The sequence below is a fragment of the Psychrobacter sp. CMS30 genome, from assembly GCF_904846565.1.
GTDB classification, from domain to species: domain Bacteria; phylum Pseudomonadota; class Gammaproteobacteria; order Pseudomonadales; family Moraxellaceae; genus Psychrobacter; species Psychrobacter maritimus.
In genome coordinates this window covers 1-18,169 of the sequence record NZ_CAJHBF010000036.1, presented here as the reverse complement: position 1 = coordinate 18,169, position 18,169 = coordinate 1, and the positions used below count along the sequence as shown (strand labels likewise).

Here is an 18,169-nt window from a genome sequence, read left to right as displayed (position 1 = left end):
TGGCTGTCAAACGGAGCTTGAACAAGAAGCAAAGGCGACTGAGCTATTTAATCGTCGCGGTAGTAAAGACAGCCAATTGCGTTAATAAAAAATCCCCCATTATTTTGATAGTGGGGGATTTTTTTATCGGTTTTATCTTTATCAGCATTATCATTACTGTCAATTATTATCAACAATCTGTTTATTACTGCCGATAGATGGCTAGGCAATCAATAACTATAACTATCTATAACATCAGTGCCATCAGCTCAAGGTCATAGACTTCCCAATCTACCTTAACCGCTGTCGCATCTTCTTGCTCAGTACTTGCTTGCAAAATAATCTCTAGTCGATTATCTGCTTGTGCGCTCACTGTCTTTGTGGACAAGCTATCAGGAGTAAAATTGATTTGTAGCCAGCCATGAGAGGTATGCACAACGCCCTTGATACGTTGCCAATTTGGCAGCTTTAACAGCCAATCCTGTAACTTATCGGCATTGAATACATATTCTGCTGGTAGTCGCCACCCTGCCAGTAGAATATCTTGCTGTTGCTCATGATAACGATAGGGCAGCTCTACACTTGTATCGGGCTTATTATCGTCATTGCTTTCAGGATTGTGGAAGGTATTAGCTGTTAAAGAATGACTCAGCGGATTTGGCTTTAAGCCCACAACAGCTCTGTATGGCTCAGCGATATTGACTCTTTGCTGCTTTGAGATGACAAAACTGGGTTTGAAAAGCTGTGCATTTAATGCTGCTGAATAGCCTGTTGATGTATTTATCTCATGAGTGGTTGTCTGGCTGTTGGATTCTGCCCAAATAATAGAAATCTGTGCATTGAGCTTGGCTACCCATGCTTGAAGCGCTTGTCTTTCGTCAGCGCTTAATTGAGTATAGCGATTAATGACCAAAACATCGGCATCGCGGACATGCGCCTGAAAACCTTCATGAGTACGATACTTTTCTTGTTGCCATTGCAGGGCGCTAAGCACCGTGATGACTGCTTGCATTTTTAAAGCCGTTTGCCAATGCGGCGCACTCAGCTGTTGCACAAGCTCACGCGGATGGGCAAGCCCTGTTGGCTCAATAAGCAGACGCTTTGGATGATGGTCACTGAGCAAGCGACTCAGAGCGATTTGTAGTGGCAACTGACTGGTACAACAAATGCAGCCGCCGCTCACTTCACGAATGGCGATGTCATGTGTCGTATGGCTATCTTGTGAGCTGGCTAGTAGTGCGCCATCGATCCCGATACGACCAAACTCATTGATTAATAACGCCCAGCGTTCACCTATTGGTTTGGTCGCAATTAATTGATTAATGAGCGTGGTTTTGCCAGAACCCAAAAACCCTGTCACCAAGGTGCAGGGTATGTTTTGAAGCATAATAGGTGATTTCAATATTGCGCCCGTGATATTAATAGGATTAGATATTAAGCATCTGAGGTATCAATAGCCGCAAGCAGCATTTATGAGTTTATAACGACTCATTTTTGGCCGCTTCAACTTCTGCTTCATCGGGCACGAATACATAACCTACGCCCCAAACGGTTTGAATATAACGCGCTTGTGAAGGATTGTCTTCAATCAGACGGCGCAAACGTGATACTTGTACATCGATAGAACGCTCCATCGCGCCCCATTCACGACCACGGGCTAGGTTCATCAGTTTATCACGTGTTAATGGCTCACGTGGATGCTGTACCAAGGCTTTTAATACTGAAAACTCACCGGTCGTCAAAGTGACCACATTGCCGTCGCGTTTAAGGGTACGGGTCGATAAATCAAGCGTCCATGGTCCAAACTCAACCACTTCTAGCTGATGACTTGGCGCACCCGGTAGCTCACGATTTTGACGACGCAGCACCGCTTTGATACGGGCCAATAGCTCTTTTGGGTTAAATGGCTTTGGCAGATAGTCATCAGCGCCGGCTTCAAGGCCAGCGATACGATCGGCATCGCCACCTTTAGCAGTAAGCATGATAATCGGGATATCGCCATTGTCTTCGCGCAAGCGCTTACAGATACTAATACCGTCTTCGCCTGGTAGCATCAAATCCAATACCACCAATGAGAACAGCTCACGTTGCATCAATTTGTCCATCTGATTGCCATCATGGGCCGTACGGACGACAAAACCATCGTCTTCTAGAAAGCGTTGTAATAAAGAGCGCAAGCGTGCATCGTCATCAACGACCAAAATGCGCTGGTTTAAGGTGTCAGGGCTGTTGTTATCTGTCATACAGTCATCCTCTTATAAAAATTATTATTAGTAGCAGTTTTTAGTAAAAAACGTTTATAAAAATACCATTAAAAACGCGGGTAAAAATCTTATTGTTATTTAATGATCAATCCGTTGATAAGTAAATCATGATTAGCAAACCATTAGTGGTCATAAAAAATATAGTTGTCGAAAAAACCTATAAAAATAAAGACTTTTGTTCAATATGGCAGGGCTTAGCCATATTTGTGCCCTTGATACTTTAGTGTATAAGATTGCAGGCGCAATTGCATCACTGATACGGATAAATGCTGTATGCGTTTGTTTAACAAGGCGTTAGAAAGAACGATATCAGACGATTTTTGCCATAAAACAGGCGATAAATAACGAAAAGATAAAAAGGATTTTTATTCATGCAGCTTTTGCTATAATGCAAAACTACATTTCTCAACGATTGATACGTCTATGAGTAGCACTGATACCTTAACGCCATCTCAAACCTCGACAAATGCACAGGTTTTGGATGCAACCACACACGCGAATATTCACGACAAGCTTGCTCGCGCGCTTGGCATTAAGACTGCTCAAGTCAATGCGTTTGTCAAACTTTACGATGAAGGCGCGACCGTTCCGTTTATTGCCCGTTACCGTAAAGAAAAGACGCAGAATCTTGACGATGCGCAGCTGCGAGCTTTAGAGAAGTCGCTCAATTATGAGCGTGACATGGCAACCCGTCGCCTCAAAATTACCGAGCTGCTGAGCACGCAGGGTAATTTGACTGACGAGCTGCAGACGCGCATTGATAATGCGACGTCGAAACTTGAGCTTGAAGACATCTACTTGCCATACCGTCCACGTCGCCGTTCACCGGCTGCTAAAGCACGTGCCGCCGGTCTTGATGTGGCCGCACAAGCGGTCTTAACGCAAGAGATTACGCCGACAGAGGCGCTCGCCGACTATCAAGCACAATCTAGCATTACCGATGATAGCGGTAATGAGATTGAAGTCGACTTCAGCGATATCGACAAGCAATTGGCAGGCGTACAAGCCATCATCGTTGATGAATGGACGCAGGCGTTGGATTTACTCGATAATCTGCGCAGTGGCTTTGCTAAAACCGCCAGTATCGTATCGAGCGTTGCTAGTGAAGAAAAACGTGAAGTTGGCGAAAAATTCAAAGACTACTTTGAGCATAGTGAAAGCTTGGCGCGTCTGCCAAATCATCGTTTATTAGCCATGCTGCGCGGTCGCCAAGAAAACGTTTTAGGTCTTAAAATCGAAGGCGAAGACGCTCCATTTATCGAAAAAATTATTAAGCATTTTGAAATTGATGCCAAAGCGCCAGCAGAACGTCAAGAATTTTTGACAGAAGCAGCGACCAGCTTATGGAAAGAAAAATGGCGTCCGCATATCGAGCATCGTTTATTGACTGAAAAACGTCTGACTGCTGAAGCCGATGCGATTGATGTATTTGCCAATAACTTACAGCATTTACTCATGTCAGCGCCTGCCGGCCGTAAAGTGATTTTGGGTGTTGATCCGGGTATCCGTCATGGCGTTAAAATGGCGATTGTCGATGCTCAAGGCCATGTCATGCTAGACAGCGAAGACAAGCCTGTCGTTGCAACCGTTTATCCATTCGCCCCTGATAATAAAATGGATGAAGCCAAAAAAGTCATCGATGAATTATTAAGCACTTATAACGTTGATTTGGTCGCTATCGGTAATGGTACGGCGAGCCGCGAAACAGATGCGATGATTAAAGAGATTTTGGCCGCCAACGCTGAATTAAAAGCCAAAGCCGTTATCGTTAATGAATCAGGCGCGTCAGTTTATTCGGCGAGTGAGCTTGCCAGTGACGAGCTTGCTAATTTAGATGTCTCTGTACGCGGTGCGGTTTCTATCGCCCGTCGCTTGCAAGATCCGCTATCAGAATTGGTTAAAGTTGACCCAAAAGCGATTGGCGTTGGTCAATATCAGCATGATGTCAATCAAACTCAATTAGCGGATAGTCTAGATAAAGTCACGCAAGACAGCGTGAACGCCGTTGGTGTTGATGTAAATACGGCAAGTCCTGCTATCTTGGCGCATATTGCTGGTTTGAATAAAAACGTCGCCCAGCAAATCGTCACCTATCGTAAAGAGCACGGTGCCTTTGATAGCCGTGAAGCATTAAAGAACGTCCCGCGCTTAGGGGTTAAAACCTTTGAGCAAGCGGCGGGCTTCTTACGCGTCCATGGTGGTAGCAATCCCCTTGATGCGACAGGCGTGCATCCAGAAAGCTATGCGCTGGTTGACAGCTTACTTGAGCAAACCGGTAAAACGTTGCCAGAAGTTATCGGTAACGATGGCGTGCTAAACAGCATCGATACCACTGCGCTTGCTGCTAACGATGACAATATCAGTGTCAAAGCCATCATTGAAGAGCTTGCCAAGCCTGCACGCGACCCACGTCCTGAGTTTAAAACGGCTAACTTCCGTGAAGATGTGAACAGCATTAAAGACTTGAGCGAAGGTATGCAGCTTGAAGGCGTTGTTACCAACGTCACAGCCTTTGGTTGCTTCGTTGATGTCGGTGTCCATCAAGATGGTCTGGTGCATATCTCACAGATGGCCAATGACTTCGTTGCTGACCCGATGAACCGCGTTAAGCCAGGCGATATCGTCTCGGTACGTGTGATTTCTATCGATGAAAAACGCGGCCGTATCGGCTTTAGTATGAAGCCTGAGTCTGAAAAACCAGTACGCCCAGCTGCGAAGTCGACTGCAGAAGGTACGGGTAATGAGGATAAAACCAGTCGTCCACGCAGCAACCGTCCAAGTAATAGCCGTCCAAGTAATAGCCGTCCAGCGGCTGATAAGCGTGCAACAAAACCGCGTGGTAATCGTCAAGATAAAGACAGCGCCAATAACCGCAGTAAAGCGCCTAGAGCTGAGAAAGCAGAAGCACCTAGTAAAATGGGTACGCTTGGGGCATTATTACAAGAAGCTGGCGTGACCAAAGCTAAAAAGTAATGACTGTTTATGGTTATAAGGGTTTTATTTAACGATAAACAACTAAAAAAGGCAGCTATCGATGGCTGCCTTTTTTATTGGGAATATATTGGAGGAATCCCTTTAAGAGTGGTTTGACTTGTTGGTAATAGCTTTGTTGGTAATAAAGAACTTTAAGGTTTTATCTACTCATACAAGCGTTTGACCTATAATTTATAAATCTTCCGTTACTTCTACGTCTTCTTCTGTCTCTTCTTCTAATACAGCTTCTTCTTCTAGCATTTCATCTTGTGCTTGTGGCTGCAGCGCATCTTCTGGATTTTGCATAGCCGCTTGTTGTAATGGCATGGCATCTTGCATAGACGCTTGCTCAGCTTGTAGCTCAGTGGTCATCGGCTGTTGGCTAGCGCTATTGTTAACACTGACCTTTGATCTTGAGATAGTTTGAGTTTCGCTAATTTGAATTGGATTAGCTTGATTGGCTACTGACTTACTACTGGTGTTTTCGCTTGCAGTCTCAAGTGTGGTTGCAGCGACCGCCGTTTGCTTCTCTGCTGCTGCTTTATCAGCAGGTGCTGCCATAGCCAAACTTGGGATAGTGAGTGCAGCGCCAATGAGTAGCGATAAAGATAAAGTACTTTTTTTCATGAATTAATTCCTTAATTTATAGTCTTATCATGTCAGTTTAAAGCATTTCAAACTTGACGCTTATTTTGCGTGCTGTATATAACAGAGGTATATAACAGCCAAATATCGAGATTTATTTAATATTTTGAATCTATATATTTAATATAACTAACATCTAATCTATAGGAAAAATAAAATCATGATAACCAGTAAGCGATTATCATGATCGAATTGGATAAAGAGTTTTATAAGCCAAATTAAAGCAGTTATAAAAATCTAGAGGGGAGAATACCAACTAAACAAGCGTTGATTCAGTAGTACATAAATTAAAAGTCTAACAGATGGATGTTTATAGGTGATTTTGTGCAACTACTGTATGGTTATTGTCAGATAAAAAATAAGCCGAAAACAGATAGGCAATAAAAAAACCGCCTCTTATTACTAAGAGGCGGTCATTACTATATTAATTAAAATCACATTACTTTGGTTTTAAGCATGAATGTTATTAAGCATCGACGACTTCAAAGCTAAGACCAGCGTGCGCTTCTAAACGTGTTAATAAGCTATCGCCCATGGCGGAGGCGGGCGTCCAAAAACCGCCACCAACCTCTTCTTTGCTAATATCCTGTGCTAAGCATAATGCTGCTTGGGCCAACATACGCGAGGTGCTGCCATAACCAGGATCTTTGTCACCGGTGACTTTAGTATTGATGCTATCTTTATCGGCGGTCTGGCCAAATAGACGAATATCAAAATAGCCATTTTCTTGCTCTTCTTTAGAAGGACCCGAGCCTGATTTAGGCAATACGTGCTTAGATAAAAGCTCGCGACTTGGCGTAATCATCATGGCAGTGGCAAAACCTAATAAGCCTGCACTCATTGCATAGCTTGATAGCTTGCCTTTAAGGCCATCTTTCATCCACATTGCTTCGTCATACTTAAAGTCGCGACCATATTCATAGCCCAGGAGTTGGTTACTGCGATGCACGATGCGAGTATTGATACTTGCCATCACAAAGGGTGCCAGCCAGCGCTTATGCTCGTCATCGTATTCAGGTTTGCTGACATTGGCTTGGCGCACGTTTGGCGCATCTTTATCATCGTTGAGTAAATAAGGATTTGCTACTTGCTTACGGCGGGATTTATCTTGACCGACTTCTTCAAAGATAGTCGCCATCGAGGCAATCGTGCCGCCCGATAAGCCGCCTTTTGCTGCTTTGACGCGCATATGAATCACATCACAGGCGCTGCCGAATTTTTCTTCTGCTTGCTGCTGGGTAAAGTAAACGCCCAAATCTGATGGGATAGAGTCAAAGCCACATGAGTTGACGATACGCGCGCCGCTTTGCTTTGCCGTATCCTGATACTTATCCATCATGTCTTTGATAAAGATAGCTTCACCGGTCAGATCGACATAATCGGTACCGTTTTCCGCGCAAGACTTAACCAAAGGCTCGCCATATTTTAGGTAAGGACCAACGGTTGAGATAATAACTTGGGTTTGCTTGGTCATTTTATCGAGGCTCGCCGCATTGTCGCTATTCGCAATGATAATATCGACTTTGCTAGCAAGTTTAGATTGCAGCTTATTGAGTTTTTCTTCATCACGACCGGCTATCGCCCAAGTAACGTTTGCGCCATTTTTGTCTTTAGCATTCGATAAAAACTCTGTTAAATAGTGCGCTGTAATCTGTCCAACAAAGCTGGTTGCTCCGTAAAGAACCACTGCATAAGGGCGTTTGTCGCCAGAAGTCGAAGGCTTATCATTTGCTGCATTGCTAGGGTTTGAAGTATCCGTATTCATATTTATCTTCCTTATTAGGTCGTTGTTGTTAGATGTTGTTTATTAAACGCTTATTATTAAATGCTTGTTCTAAAAAATATCGCTAAGTGGTTTTGCTAATTTATCTTCAATAAGCAACTTTTACTAAGAAGCGGTTTTACTAATTAATGGCTTTAAATGAAAACCTGTAGAAATACTAAAGTATAGAGTTGAAAATTACTGCCAATTTTCTCATAAAAACAGCTGAGTATAAGCAAACGTTCACTATCTCTACACATAAGTCTTCAAAAGCCAAGTAAAAACTGCAAAATGGTAAGATTTGCTACAAAGTTTACATAACCTATCGACATTATTACCAAAATGAACGTTTTCTACAGCCAATCATTGCTAATCTATATTCGTAAGCCGTTCAGTATTAAAACAAAAAGTAAAATATTGGATGATGAAGACTATTAAGGTAAGACGATTTAACTGATAAAGGGATTGTTGGTGTTTACCAAAGCGGTCTTAGTATTTCGTTTTTAAACTATTATTTGAGGAGAATTATTATGTTTCGTTGGGCTATTATTTTTGCCGTAATCGCGTTAATTGCAAGTTTCCTAGGATTCGGCGGTGTTGCTGGCCTATCTGCAAACTTTGCCTACATTCTACTAGCTATTGCTGTGATTCTATTCATTGTCGCATTTGTTAGTCGCCGTATGTAATAGAGAACAGTGACTGCTTAGATTTTAAGTATTCATGCTCATAACAAGAAAAAGTCCTCAATAGAGGACTTTTTTTATGGTCAAAATTTAAGTACTTTTAAAAGTTAGATATTTTCAAATACTGTATGCGCTCTGGACTATATTGCTAAAAGCTTTTGGGCTGGATGATATGCTCCATTCGTTTTGCCAAACGAACATCATGGCTAGTAATGCCGCCGGTATCACCAGTAGTCAGGCGAACTTCGACCACATTATAGGTATTACTCCATTCAGGATGATGCTCTAATGCTTCAGCATGAAAAGCTGCTTGATTCATAAAGCTCATGGCTTCAACAAAATCGCCAAAGTGGTAGGTTTTTACGATAGCATTACCATCGCGCTGCCAGCCTGGCAGTTCTTCCAACTGCAAATCAACTTGTTGATTAGATAAACTACTCATGGTGATATCCTTTATTATTATAGTGGAGGGTTTGATGACAAGTTTGCTGTCTAGGAACTGTTTTATGCTAATTACTTTATGCCAGTTACTTTATGCCAGTTACTTTATGATAGCCGTCTTATGTTAACGACTGATAACTGATATAAATATCAAACAATATCAGCCATCAATAATATAAGCAGTATAGGGCAAAAAACCCACCTATTTCTAATCTCTTATTATATATTTGTAGGCAAAAATATAATAAAGAACATCAGATAAATAGGAGGGTAATAGTAGGTCATTAATGCTTAAAATATCGTAAGGTTGTAGCGATAAATAACAATCGCTTTTAACGCGCAATTTTTATTTTATAGCATCGCTTTAGCCATAAAGCCGTAATGATTGCCTGAGCTTACTTACTCATCTTAGATTAAAGCAAGTCCTGATATTCAGGGTGCTTATCAATATATGAAGCCACAAAAGAGCATTGTGGCACGACTTTTTTATTATTATCACGTGCATAGTTTAAGGCGTGTTTGACCAAGGCTGAACCGACACCGCGACCGCCCAATTCTTGCGGAACGATAGTATGGTCATAAACCAATTTATCGTCACGCTCTTGATAGCTGATATATCCGGTATGACCATCGATTGAGGTCTCAAAACGCTTTGCTTGCTCGTCATGGGTGATATCTACTGGTTTGCTATTATCATTACTCATAAAAAATCTCCGTTATTAATATTTATAATTGTTCATAGCTAGTGCTTTTACGCTTATTAATTTAATGGTACTTATTAAACCGTGATTATTAAACTTGCACCTGCTAATTTGTATGACTAAGCTATTTTTTATCAAGTTAGCTCTTATCATTAATAGCTTACTCTGCTTATTGTGGGCTTTTTTAAGCAAATTTTCTAGTCATCAACCGTAAGGCTAGATAGGGTAAATGTTAATAGATTTACTTTACCTTAAGTATTGCTACAAGGGTTTGTAATGAATGGGTTTTTAAGAAAAGTTTTAGCGTAGATAGTTAATAAAACAGACTGCTATCAGCAAAAAGACCGCAAAAAAAGTTAAAAGGCGCAAAACGACAGGTAAAACAGCCTGTTAGCTTGCAGGGGTTGCGCCACAATGCGATAATGACAGACAATTTATAACCCTGATTTTTGAGGCGCAGTCCATTTGGCATTATTGCTGAATAGGGTTTGCTAGCCTCGTCTATGCAGTCTATCGGAGTGTTAATGGCTCAATATATTTACACGATGAACAACGTGTCAAAACTTGTTCCACCTAAGCGTGAAATCTTAAAGAACATCAACCTATCGTTTTTCCCTGGCGCCAAAATCGGTGTCCTAGGTATTAACGGTTCAGGTAAATCAACCTTGCTACGCATTATGGCGGGCGTGGATACGGAATTTAGTGGTGAAGCACGTGCGCAAACTGGCACCAAAATTGGTTATTTGCCGCAGGAACCACAGCTTGACGACAGCAAAGACGTGCGTGGTAACGTCGAAGACGGTATGCGTGAAGCGTTAGATGCGCTTGCTCGTTTAGATGCTATTTATGCTGAATACGCGGAACCCGATGCAGACTTTGATAAGCTTGCTGAAGAACAGGGCAAGATGGAAGATATCATTCAAGCGTGGGATGCGCATAACTTAAATACTCAGTTAGAAAAAGCGGCTGATGCCTTGCGTCTGCCACCTTGGGATGCTGATGTTAGCAAACTATCAGGTGGTGAAAAACGCCGTGTGGCACTATGCCGCCTGCTATTATCACGCCCAGATATGCTGTTACTTGACGAACCGACTAACCATTTGGACGCCGAATCTGTCGCATGGTTAGAGCAGTTCTTACAGAACTACAGCGGTACCATCGTTGCCATTACCCATGACCGTTATTTCTTGGATAACGTTGCTCAGTGGATTTTGGAGCTTGACCGCGGTCATGGCTATCCGTACGAAGGCAACTATACTGAGTGGCTCGAGCAAAAGAACACCCGTCTAGAGCAGCAGAATAAGCAAGAAGAATCGTTTGCTAAAGCACTGAAAAAAGAGCTTGATTGGATTCGTAAAAACCAAAAAGGCCAACAAGCCAAGTCTAAATCTCGCGTCCAGCGTTTTGAAGAATTGAACTCACAAGAGTTCCAAAAGCGTAACGAGACCTCTGAGATTTATATTCCACCGGGTCCTCGTTTGGGTAATAAAGTCATCGAAGTCAACGATATCTCTAAATCGTTTGGCGATCGTTTGCTTTATGAAAATCTTAGCTTTAACGTGCCAGCGGGCGCTATCGTCGGTATTATTGGTCCAAATGGTGCGGGTAAAACCACGCTATTTAACATGATTACCGAACGTGATACGCCAGATACTGGTTCAGTCGAATTGGGTGAAAGTGTCAAAGTCGCTTATGTTGGTCAGGTACGTGACAACTTAGATGACAGTAAAACCGTTTGGGAAGAAGTGTCTGACGGCCTAGATATCATCACGGTTGGCGACTATACAACGCCAAGCCGCGCTTATATCGGTCGCTTTAACTTTAAAGGCTCAGACCAGCAAAAGCACGTTGGTCAATTATCAGGTGGTGAGCGTAACCGCTTGCAGCTTGCTAAGACGCTAAAACAAGGCGCTAACGTCTTGCTCCTTGATGAACCATCAAACGATTTGGATATCGAAACCTTACGTGCGCTAGAGGATGCGATTCAAGTATTCCCAGGTACCGTCATGGTCGTGTCGCATGATCGCTGGTTCCTTGACCGTATCGCAACCCATATCTTGGCATTTGAAGATGAAGGCCCAGTTTGGTTCGATGGTAACTATTCTGAGTTTGAAACCTATCGTAAAAAGACCATGGGTGATGACGCCAGTCCTAAGCGTATGAAGTATAAAAAGATTAGTACCTAGGACATCTACCTAAGGTAGCTATTTAACAGCTGATAAAAAATTGGCTGTTTAGAAATTTAAAATTGATATAAAAAAGACCTCTAATTGATTAGAGGTCTTTTTTTTGCTAAATAATTGAATTTAGCTGGCTATAAATTAACGCTTACGACCAAATTTACGCTGCTTCTTATTACTAATCTCAGTAATGGCGTGGGCAATCTCTTCTTCATTGAGACTGGCAACTTGCTGCAAGATTTGCATCATATCAGGACTTAATACATATTTTGCATGATGGGCAATAAGGTCGATACGCTGATCAAAGGTTAAGATGCCCGTTTCTTCATCCTTCTGCAAGTAGTCAAGACGAGTCAAGGCACTGATAAAGCTGGTAAATAAAGCACGGTCAAAAAAGTCAGGAATATCATCGGCATACAGTACCGACAAACGCTGTCCAAGCAGATGACAGAGGTCAACGACTTCGTTTTCGGTCAGATTGCCTGAGCCTTGCTGGGCAAGTAAAGCAAGGGTCATAAAGTAACGCTCAAGGCTTTGTTCAACAGGCGTCGCCAGCACTTGTAGCTGCTGATAGCATTTACTATTTGTCTCAGGGACGCTCAGCATGCCATCGCTCAATTCTACAATCAGGCCATTTGCCAGCAGGCTATCGACTTTTTTGTTGAGCGTTTCTGTCAGACCGTGGGCTGGATAGTATAGGAACAGCTCACTTTGAAGGAACGGATATAATTGTTCGGCAATGCTATTTAGACGACTGCGTTCGATGCGACCATTACGTGCTACTAAGGCCGATAGGAATGATAATAAAATAAAGACATGCAGGATATTGTTACGGAAATAGCTAAGCAGAGCAGCTTGCTTGCCGGCAATCTGAATGATATCACCTAAGATATGCGGTCTACGCTCGATAAGCTTTAGCTTAATCCCATAATCGATGATTTGCTGCGGCGACATATCGGTGATGACGGTATCAGCTGAGTAAGGTAGCTGCTGAGCTAAGCCTTGATACAAAGCAATTTGCTCGCGGCAAATATCTTCGTCAAGCGCCGATTTCGGTGCGGATAATAATACCAACGACAATAGGGATACAGGGGTGATAACCGCTGCTTTATTGATATGCTGCATGACTTTGACGCCGATATTATCAACCATGGCGCTGGCTTTATCATCGAGCGGGGTATCGGTGCGATCGGCAGGCAGGCTATTGGCTGGTACATCAAACTTTTGCATAAAATCGCTAAGGTGCAGCGGTGTGCCAAAACTTAGATGCACATTGCCAAAGATACGCTCAATCTTACGCCCAACTTTCAATAAGCCTATTAATGATTCAGACTCTTTTGGTTTGCCTTTTAGCTCACCGACATAGGTACCGCCTTCCATGATGCGCTCGTAACCAATATAAGTCGGTATAAATACCACCGGCTTCTCAGAGTGACGTAATTGACTATGGACAGTCATCGCCAGCATACCCATTTTTGGCGGTAATAAGCGTCCTGAACGCGAGCGTCCACCCTCGATAAAGTACTCAATCGGTGTGTTACGGGTGATGAGGGTATGCATATACTCACGGAGTACCGCGGTATAAAGCGCATTGCCACGGAAGCTACGACGAATATAAAAGGCAACCGCGCCGCGCAATAACGGCCCTAATACTGGCACATCTAAATTGTCACCAGCAGCAACATAAGGAATACTCAGGCCGCGCTTATAGATGACATAAGACAGCAGCAGGTAGTCGACATGGCTACGGTGACAAGGTACATAAACCAGCTCGTAATCTGCTGCCAGCTCGCGTACACGCTCAAAGTGATGCACTTCGACGCCATCATAAAGTTGCGTCCATAGCCAAGTAAGGAATTTATAAAAACCACGCACAATAGAGTGCGAATAGTCATTGACCATCTCATTGGCATAGCCTTTTGCCAAGGCACGGGCTTCACGGACGCTGATACCAGAGGCCTCAGCTTCGGCTTCTATGGCGTTTTTAATAGCTGGCGAATATACCAACTTGTCGACCAAGTTGCGTCTGTCTGACAAATCAGGGCCAAGCATACTGGCACGCTGTTTGTCTAAATAAATATTAAGCTGTTGTTGCAATGAGCGCACCAATTCACGGTTGCCATCCGCTGCGGCAACCATGGCATAGCTTGGCGCTTCATCGACTTCATTTGTGATACTGTTGCTATTCTTTGCAGCGCTGTCATTTAGAATATTAGCTGTTAATTCGCTATCTTCTAAAGCACCTTCTTTTAATAAAGTGTCCTTTAATAAACGGTCTTTTAATAAAGTATCTTGTGCAAGACTGTCTTTTAAATCGCTGGCTACTGAATCAAAGACAGAGAATCCTTCGCCATCGCCTTTAAGACTATCATTGATAAGGGTACGCAAATCTTGCGGTGGATGGAATTGGACAAAGGTATCGCGTCCCATCACGCCGATATTAAATAGCTGCTTGGTGATACTGGGGTCTTGCCAGTTATCGGCAGTCAAAAGCTTAAATAACGAGTCTTCTTTTTCTGGCGCGCGTCCCCACAGGATGGAGACTGGCACCAAACGCACCTTTAATTCTGGATGCTGTAAAACGGCAGAGACCAAGCGCGATAGGCGAGGTGACAGTTGGCTGTCTTTGGCATGCGGATGATGTAAAAATATAATCGCCGCGTTTTCTTTAATATCGTGGGCAATATCTTGTACACCGACCAATGCGGGTGGCAGATTATGCTCTTGTGTTTGCAGGTCAATCAAAATACTGTTGGAGCGCGAATAGTCTTGCAGCACATAAAATCTGAGAATGTTGTCGTCGTCATCAAACTCAGGCAATTCGCCCAATAGCTTTGGCTTGACGGCAACATCAAGCATCTGCCCCGAGAGCTTACGATATAGCTGATTAATCGGGGCATTAGAATAAGGCTTTTGCACGACTGGGCTGATATCGCTGTCTAAGTCTTTAGTAGCTGCCGCATCGCCAGTCGTTACGGGCGCTTTAAAAATCCGTTTTTTTAAGAACTTCGGTATCATAATGAGTATCAAAATTAGTCAAATGTGTTGCGCTTATGATGCCATAAAAGCCATCAAAGCGATATATGGTGTCTGTATATACTGTTAATATTAACAATGTCACCAGAGAATTTATCAGCTAAGATTACTATTGAGAGGCGCAATTACTTGAAGTCATAGGTAGAAATATCAACCATTTCGCGCAATACTATATCTGCTAAACTAGCGATAAGATTAAGCCAGAATTAAAATGAAATCGTACATTGTTGTTTAAATCTTTTTAAAATTTATTCTCTACCCTTTCTTTATCGAAGCTAAAACATTATGACTCCTGCTATTAAACTTGCCAAACAACGTCACCTTGATTATAAATTACACGAATATACTCACGACAGTAATGCTGCATCTTTTGGTTTGGAAGCCGCTGAAAAACTGGCCATTGCTGCCGAGCGTGTGTTTAAAACCTTGGTGGTCACAACCGATACTGGCGTGCTGGCGGTGGCTATTTTACCCGTGGATAAAACTTTAAATTTCAAAAAAATGGCCAAGGCGCTATCTGCTCATAAAATGCTGCCCTGCAAAAAAGTGCAAATGGCCGACCCCAAGCAAGTCGAACGAACTACCGGCTATGTGCTCGGCGGTGTCAGTCCTTTAGGTCAAAAAAAGCGCTTAGCGACTCTCATACATGCCTCGGCGCAAGAGCAAAGTAGTATCTATGTCAGTGGCGGCCGCCGAGGTTTGGAGATTGAACTGCCGCCTGAGCAATTGGCAACCACCCTTGCGGCGCGCTTTGCAGATATTGTCGATGATTAGTGTTTAACAAGTTTTGCTACTTTTTTAAGGATTTTACCAATGCCGCATTTAACCATTCAAGTAACGCCCAATGTCACGATTGCTCATGAAGCGTCATTTCTTAAAGCATTAAATCAAGCATTATGGGACAGTGGGCATTTTGCTAAGCCAGCTGATATCAAAGCGCGTATCGTACCGATTGAGACGTTTTTGGTTGGTATTGCAGACGATGAGCAAGTTAATGGCTTTGTTTATGCGTATCTAAAGATAATGAACGGCCGTGACGAGGTCATACGCCATCAGCTCGCCGAGTTATTAACGGCTGCTATAGAAGAGGCATTAGATGCCGAGCAATCAGGGCGCGTAGGCATACAAATCTGTGTTGAGGTGGAAGAAATCAGCGCGATTTATCATAAGAAAATGCTTGATGACTAATGGCTGCTTATGAGTGCTTACGAGTATTTACTACGCGCTTTTCCGTCGCTAGTATATCGTTAGTATTTTGATAAACTTATAAAGACTTGCATAAGGATTCACTGGCATATTTAGGTAATATCATTACCTCAACCTTATAACCTGCTGTTTTACCTTGAGTGGCCATTAGATTACGGGCGATACGTAAGCGATATTCTCCGGTTGCGGGTAAGCAGCCTTGATAAATGATACCGCCTTTGGTGCCATCTTGCGTACCGTTTGGCATATGCAATACGCCGACATTGGCCGTCTCAGGCGTGCCCGCAAGTGGCGCAATATTAATAATGGTATATTGCCAACTGTTGGCATCAAAGCGATACCAGCGTTCGTTTTCATTAGGTTTTAATTTACCAGTCACCGTACTAGTAATAGTACCTTTCGCAAAATGAATAGGGCTGTCGCTACTTTTAGCCAACGTACTATTTGCGCTAACGCCTATTAACGTCGCACTAAGCAACAGTGTTTTTATCACTCGTGCGCTTAATAAAGTAGTTTTGTTATTAATGGCAAACATCGTCGTCTCCTAACTAAGTCTGTTATCTATTTTCTGTAGTCTATTCGATGTAAAACCGATGCAAACTGCTGGTGGGATAAGTTTTTTGTAGCCTCTATCACGCTTGCGAACAGCAAGCAAGAAAAATTTATCCCGACAGCACGAGGATAATAACGTATTGACTGTATTTTGAATTGACTGTATTTCTAGCTTTAGTATTTCCAGTTCTAGTACTTTCTAACTTTCAGTTAAGCATAAAAAAGCGCCTAAATAATAGGCGCTTTTCTTATCAATTATTAATTAACCAATTAATCAGTCAATTAATGCGTTTGCAATCTTAGTCATAATTTTAATCTAAGAAAGCAAAGTTCTCAATCTTCATCGCTGTCATGCTATCGCTTGGTGCAACCATGGCTTCAGCGTGACCTGAAGTACGTGGCAACAGTTTATCGAAATAGAATTCAGCGGTTTGGATTTTGGCTTTGTAGAATTCTGGAGACTCAGTGCCGCCATTTTTAAGCTTGTCATAAGCGACAGCCGCCATACGCGCCCAGTGATAACCCATCATTACATAGCCTGAGTACATCAAGAAATCGTCTGAAGCCGCTGAGATGATTTCACGGTCTTTACGTGCCATCAGCATCAAGCGTACCGTCAAAGTGTTCCACTCAGCACATAGTTTGGTCAGTGCCCAAACGAATTTACGCATGTCTTTATCAAGCGCGTACTCGCCACACCATTTCATGATGCTTGAGGTGTAATCACGGATGATTTTACCTTTAGACTGTAAGATAACCTTACGACCTAGCAAATCAAGCGCTTGGACGCCAGTGGTACCTTCGTACATAGTGGCGATACGAGCATCACGAGCGATAAGCTCCATGCCCCATTCTTTGATATAGCCGTGACCACCGTAGATTTGCTGACCGTGTTTTGCCGCTTCGATACCAAGCTCAGTTAAGAAGCCTTTTAGGATAGGCGTATAGAAGCCTAATTTATCATCCCATTTTTCAAACTCAGCATCATCACCGTTGGCAACGCCTTGCGACATTTTATCGGCATAGCGTGCTGAGTGATAAATCATCGAGCGACCACCTTCAGCAAAGGCTTTTTGGGTCAATAGCATACGACGAACGTCAGCATGATGAATGATCGCATCAGCAACTTTCTCAGGGTCTTTGGTACCTGATAAGGTACGCATAGAGCGACGGTCTTTCGCATATGGTAGGGCGTTTTGGAAAGACAGCTCAGTGTGCGCTAGACCTTGGATACCAGTACCGATACGGGCGGTGTTCATAAAGGTGAACATGGCTTTTAGACCTTTGTTTGGCTCACCGATTAAGTAACCAACCGCGTCATCAAAGTTTAAGACACAGGTTGATGATGAGTTGATACCCATTTTGTGTTCAATAGAACCACAAGCTACGCCGTTACGCTCGCCTGATTCGCCTTCAGTAGTTGGCAAGAATTTTGGTACGATAAATAGTGAGATACCGCGCGTGCCTTCTGGCGCATTTGGTAGACGGGCTAAAACGATGTGAACGATGTTATCGGTTAAGTCATGCTCACCGCTTGAGATGAAAATCTTAGTACCGCTAATTTTATAAGTACCGTCATCTTGCGGGATGGCTTTTGATTTAACTTGTCCTAAATCGGTACCACACTGTGGCTCAGTCAAACACATGGTACCGGCCCAAGTGCCTTCGACCAATTTAGGTAAGTAAGTCGCTTTTTGCTCGTCCGTACCATACTGTAGTAAAGTATTGATACAACCCGTTGATAGAC

General features: G+C 43.0%; 14 protein-coding genes. 5 read left to right on the top strand and 9 right to left on the bottom strand.

Annotated elements, in window-relative coordinates; translation table 11 throughout:
* Window positions 1-226 precede the first annotated feature (226 nt).
* On the bottom strand, window positions 227-1,366 hold the full coding sequence (locus JMX94_RS12840; protein ID WP_201565952.1) for a GTP-binding protein: 1,140 nt from the start codon (window positions 1,364-1,366) through the stop codon (window positions 227-229).
* Window positions 1,367-1,457: 91 nt separating this feature from the next.
* Window positions 1,458-2,222 (bottom strand): two-component system response regulator OmpR, encoded by a 765-nt coding sequence (ompR, locus tag JMX94_RS12835; RefSeq protein ID WP_201565950.1) that lies wholly within the window; start codon window positions 2,220-2,222, stop codon window positions 1,458-1,460.
* 444 nt (window positions 2,223-2,666) lie between these two features.
* Between ompR and JMX94_RS12830 the strand changes: the two genes are divergently transcribed.
* Window positions 2,667-5,216 carry a Tex family protein gene (locus JMX94_RS12830; protein ID WP_201565943.1) on the top strand — a complete coding sequence of 850 codons (2,550 nt, stop codon included), beginning with the start codon at window positions 2,667-2,669 and terminating at the stop codon, window positions 5,214-5,216.
* Window positions 5,217-5,408: 192 nt separating this feature from the next.
* On the opposite strand, the gene JMX94_RS12825 is transcribed toward JMX94_RS12830, so the two are convergent.
* The gene (locus tag JMX94_RS12825; protein WP_201565942.1) at window positions 5,409-5,843 is read right to left on the bottom strand and encodes a hypothetical protein; all 435 of its coding nucleotides are present in this window, start codon (window positions 5,841-5,843) and stop codon (window positions 5,409-5,411) included.
* Between the two features lie 484 nt (window positions 5,844-6,327).
* Window positions 6,328-7,632, bottom strand: coding sequence for a trans-acting enoyl reductase family protein (locus JMX94_RS12820; protein WP_374220424.1), 1,305 nt, complete (start codon window positions 7,630-7,632; stop codon window positions 6,328-6,330).
* A 521-nt stretch (window positions 7,633-8,153) separates the two neighbouring features.
* Here JMX94_RS12820 and JMX94_RS12815 point away from each other — a divergent pair.
* On the top strand, window positions 8,154-8,309 hold the full coding sequence (locus JMX94_RS12815; protein WP_068407724.1) for a DUF1328 domain-containing protein: 156 nt from the start codon (window positions 8,154-8,156) through the stop codon (window positions 8,307-8,309).
* A gap of 145 nt (window positions 8,310-8,454) precedes the next feature.
* On the opposite strand, the gene JMX94_RS12810 is transcribed toward JMX94_RS12815, so the two are convergent.
* Window positions 8,455-8,748, bottom strand: coding sequence for a 4a-hydroxytetrahydrobiopterin dehydratase (locus tag JMX94_RS12810; protein WP_201565940.1), 294 nt, complete (start codon window positions 8,746-8,748; stop codon window positions 8,455-8,457).
* 412 nt (window positions 8,749-9,160) lie between these two features.
* A complete protein-coding gene (locus JMX94_RS12805; RefSeq protein WP_201565939.1) occupies window positions 9,161-9,451 on the bottom strand; it encodes a GNAT family N-acetyltransferase in 291 nt (96 codons plus the stop codon).
* A gap of 521 nt (window positions 9,452-9,972) precedes the next feature.
* Here JMX94_RS12805 and ettA point away from each other — a divergent pair.
* Window positions 9,973-11,634: an energy-dependent translational throttle protein EttA gene (gene ettA / locus JMX94_RS12800; protein WP_201565938.1), complete on the top strand. Its 1,662-nt coding sequence runs from the start codon at window positions 9,973-9,975 to the stop codon at window positions 11,632-11,634.
* 135 nt (window positions 11,635-11,769) lie between these two features.
* On the opposite strand, the gene plsB is transcribed toward ettA, so the two are convergent.
* Complete coding sequence (gene plsB, locus JMX94_RS12795) at window positions 11,770-14,646, bottom strand: glycerol-3-phosphate 1-O-acyltransferase PlsB (protein ID WP_201565936.1); 2,877 nt, start codon at window positions 14,644-14,646, stop codon at window positions 11,770-11,772.
* 303 nt (window positions 14,647-14,949) lie between these two features.
* On the opposite strand from plsB, the gene ybaK reads away from it, so the two are divergent.
* On the top strand, window positions 14,950-15,438 hold the full coding sequence (gene ybaK, locus JMX94_RS12790; RefSeq protein WP_201565935.1) for a Cys-tRNA(Pro) deacylase: 489 nt from the start codon (window positions 14,950-14,952) through the stop codon (window positions 15,436-15,438).
* A 39-nt stretch (window positions 15,439-15,477) separates the two neighbouring features.
* Entirely contained in the window at window positions 15,478-15,852 is a 375-nt protein-coding gene (locus tag JMX94_RS12785) for a 5-carboxymethyl-2-hydroxymuconate Delta-isomerase (protein ID WP_201565934.1), read from the top strand.
* 76 nt (window positions 15,853-15,928) lie between these two features.
* Here the strand turns inward: JMX94_RS12785 and JMX94_RS12780 are convergent, their stop codons facing one another.
* Window positions 15,929-16,405 (bottom strand): hypothetical protein, encoded by a 477-nt coding sequence (locus JMX94_RS12780; RefSeq protein WP_201565933.1) that lies wholly within the window; start codon window positions 16,403-16,405, stop codon window positions 15,929-15,931.
* Window positions 16,406-16,733: 328 nt separating this feature from the next.
* The coding region (locus tag JMX94_RS12775; protein WP_201565932.1) for an acyl-CoA dehydrogenase C-terminal domain-containing protein at window positions 16,734-18,169 on the bottom strand (1,436 nt) is incomplete at its 5' end.

Bases quoted from the DNA above. Each gene is read 5' to 3' on its own strand.
- JMX94_RS12840 (WP_201565952.1), bottom strand. From the start codon at position 1,366: ATGCTTCAAAACATACCCTGCACCTTGGTGACAGGGTTTTTGGGTTCT.
- ompR (WP_201565950.1), bottom strand. From the start codon at position 2,222: ATGACAGATAACAACAGCCCTGACACCTTAAACCAGCGCATTTTGGTC.
- JMX94_RS12830 (WP_201565943.1), top strand. From the start codon at position 2,667: ATGAGTAGCACTGATACCTTAACGCCATCTCAAACCTCGACAAATGCA.
- JMX94_RS12825 (WP_201565942.1), bottom strand. From the start codon at position 5,843: ATGAAAAAAAGTACTTTATCTTTATCGCTACTCATTGGCGCTGCACTC.
- JMX94_RS12815 (WP_068407724.1), top strand. From the start codon at position 8,154: ATGTTTCGTTGGGCTATTATTTTTGCCGTAATCGCGTTAATTGCAAGT.
- JMX94_RS12810 (WP_201565940.1), bottom strand. From the start codon at position 8,748: ATGAGTAGTTTATCTAATCAACAAGTTGATTTGCAGTTGGAAGAACTG.
- JMX94_RS12805 (WP_201565939.1), bottom strand. From the start codon at position 9,451: ATGAGTAATGATAATAGCAAACCAGTAGATATCACCCATGACGAGCAA.
- ettA (WP_201565938.1), top strand. From the start codon at position 9,973: ATGGCTCAATATATTTACACGATGAACAACGTGTCAAAACTTGTTCCA.
- plsB (WP_201565936.1), bottom strand. From the start codon at position 14,646: ATGATACCGAAGTTCTTAAAAAAACGGATTTTTAAAGCGCCCGTAACG.
- ybaK (WP_201565935.1), top strand. From the start codon at position 14,950: ATGACTCCTGCTATTAAACTTGCCAAACAACGTCACCTTGATTATAAA.
- JMX94_RS12785 (WP_201565934.1), top strand. From the start codon at position 15,478: ATGCCGCATTTAACCATTCAAGTAACGCCCAATGTCACGATTGCTCAT.
- JMX94_RS12780 (WP_201565933.1), bottom strand. From the start codon at position 16,405: ATGTTTGCCATTAATAACAAAACTACTTTATTAAGCGCACGAGTGATA.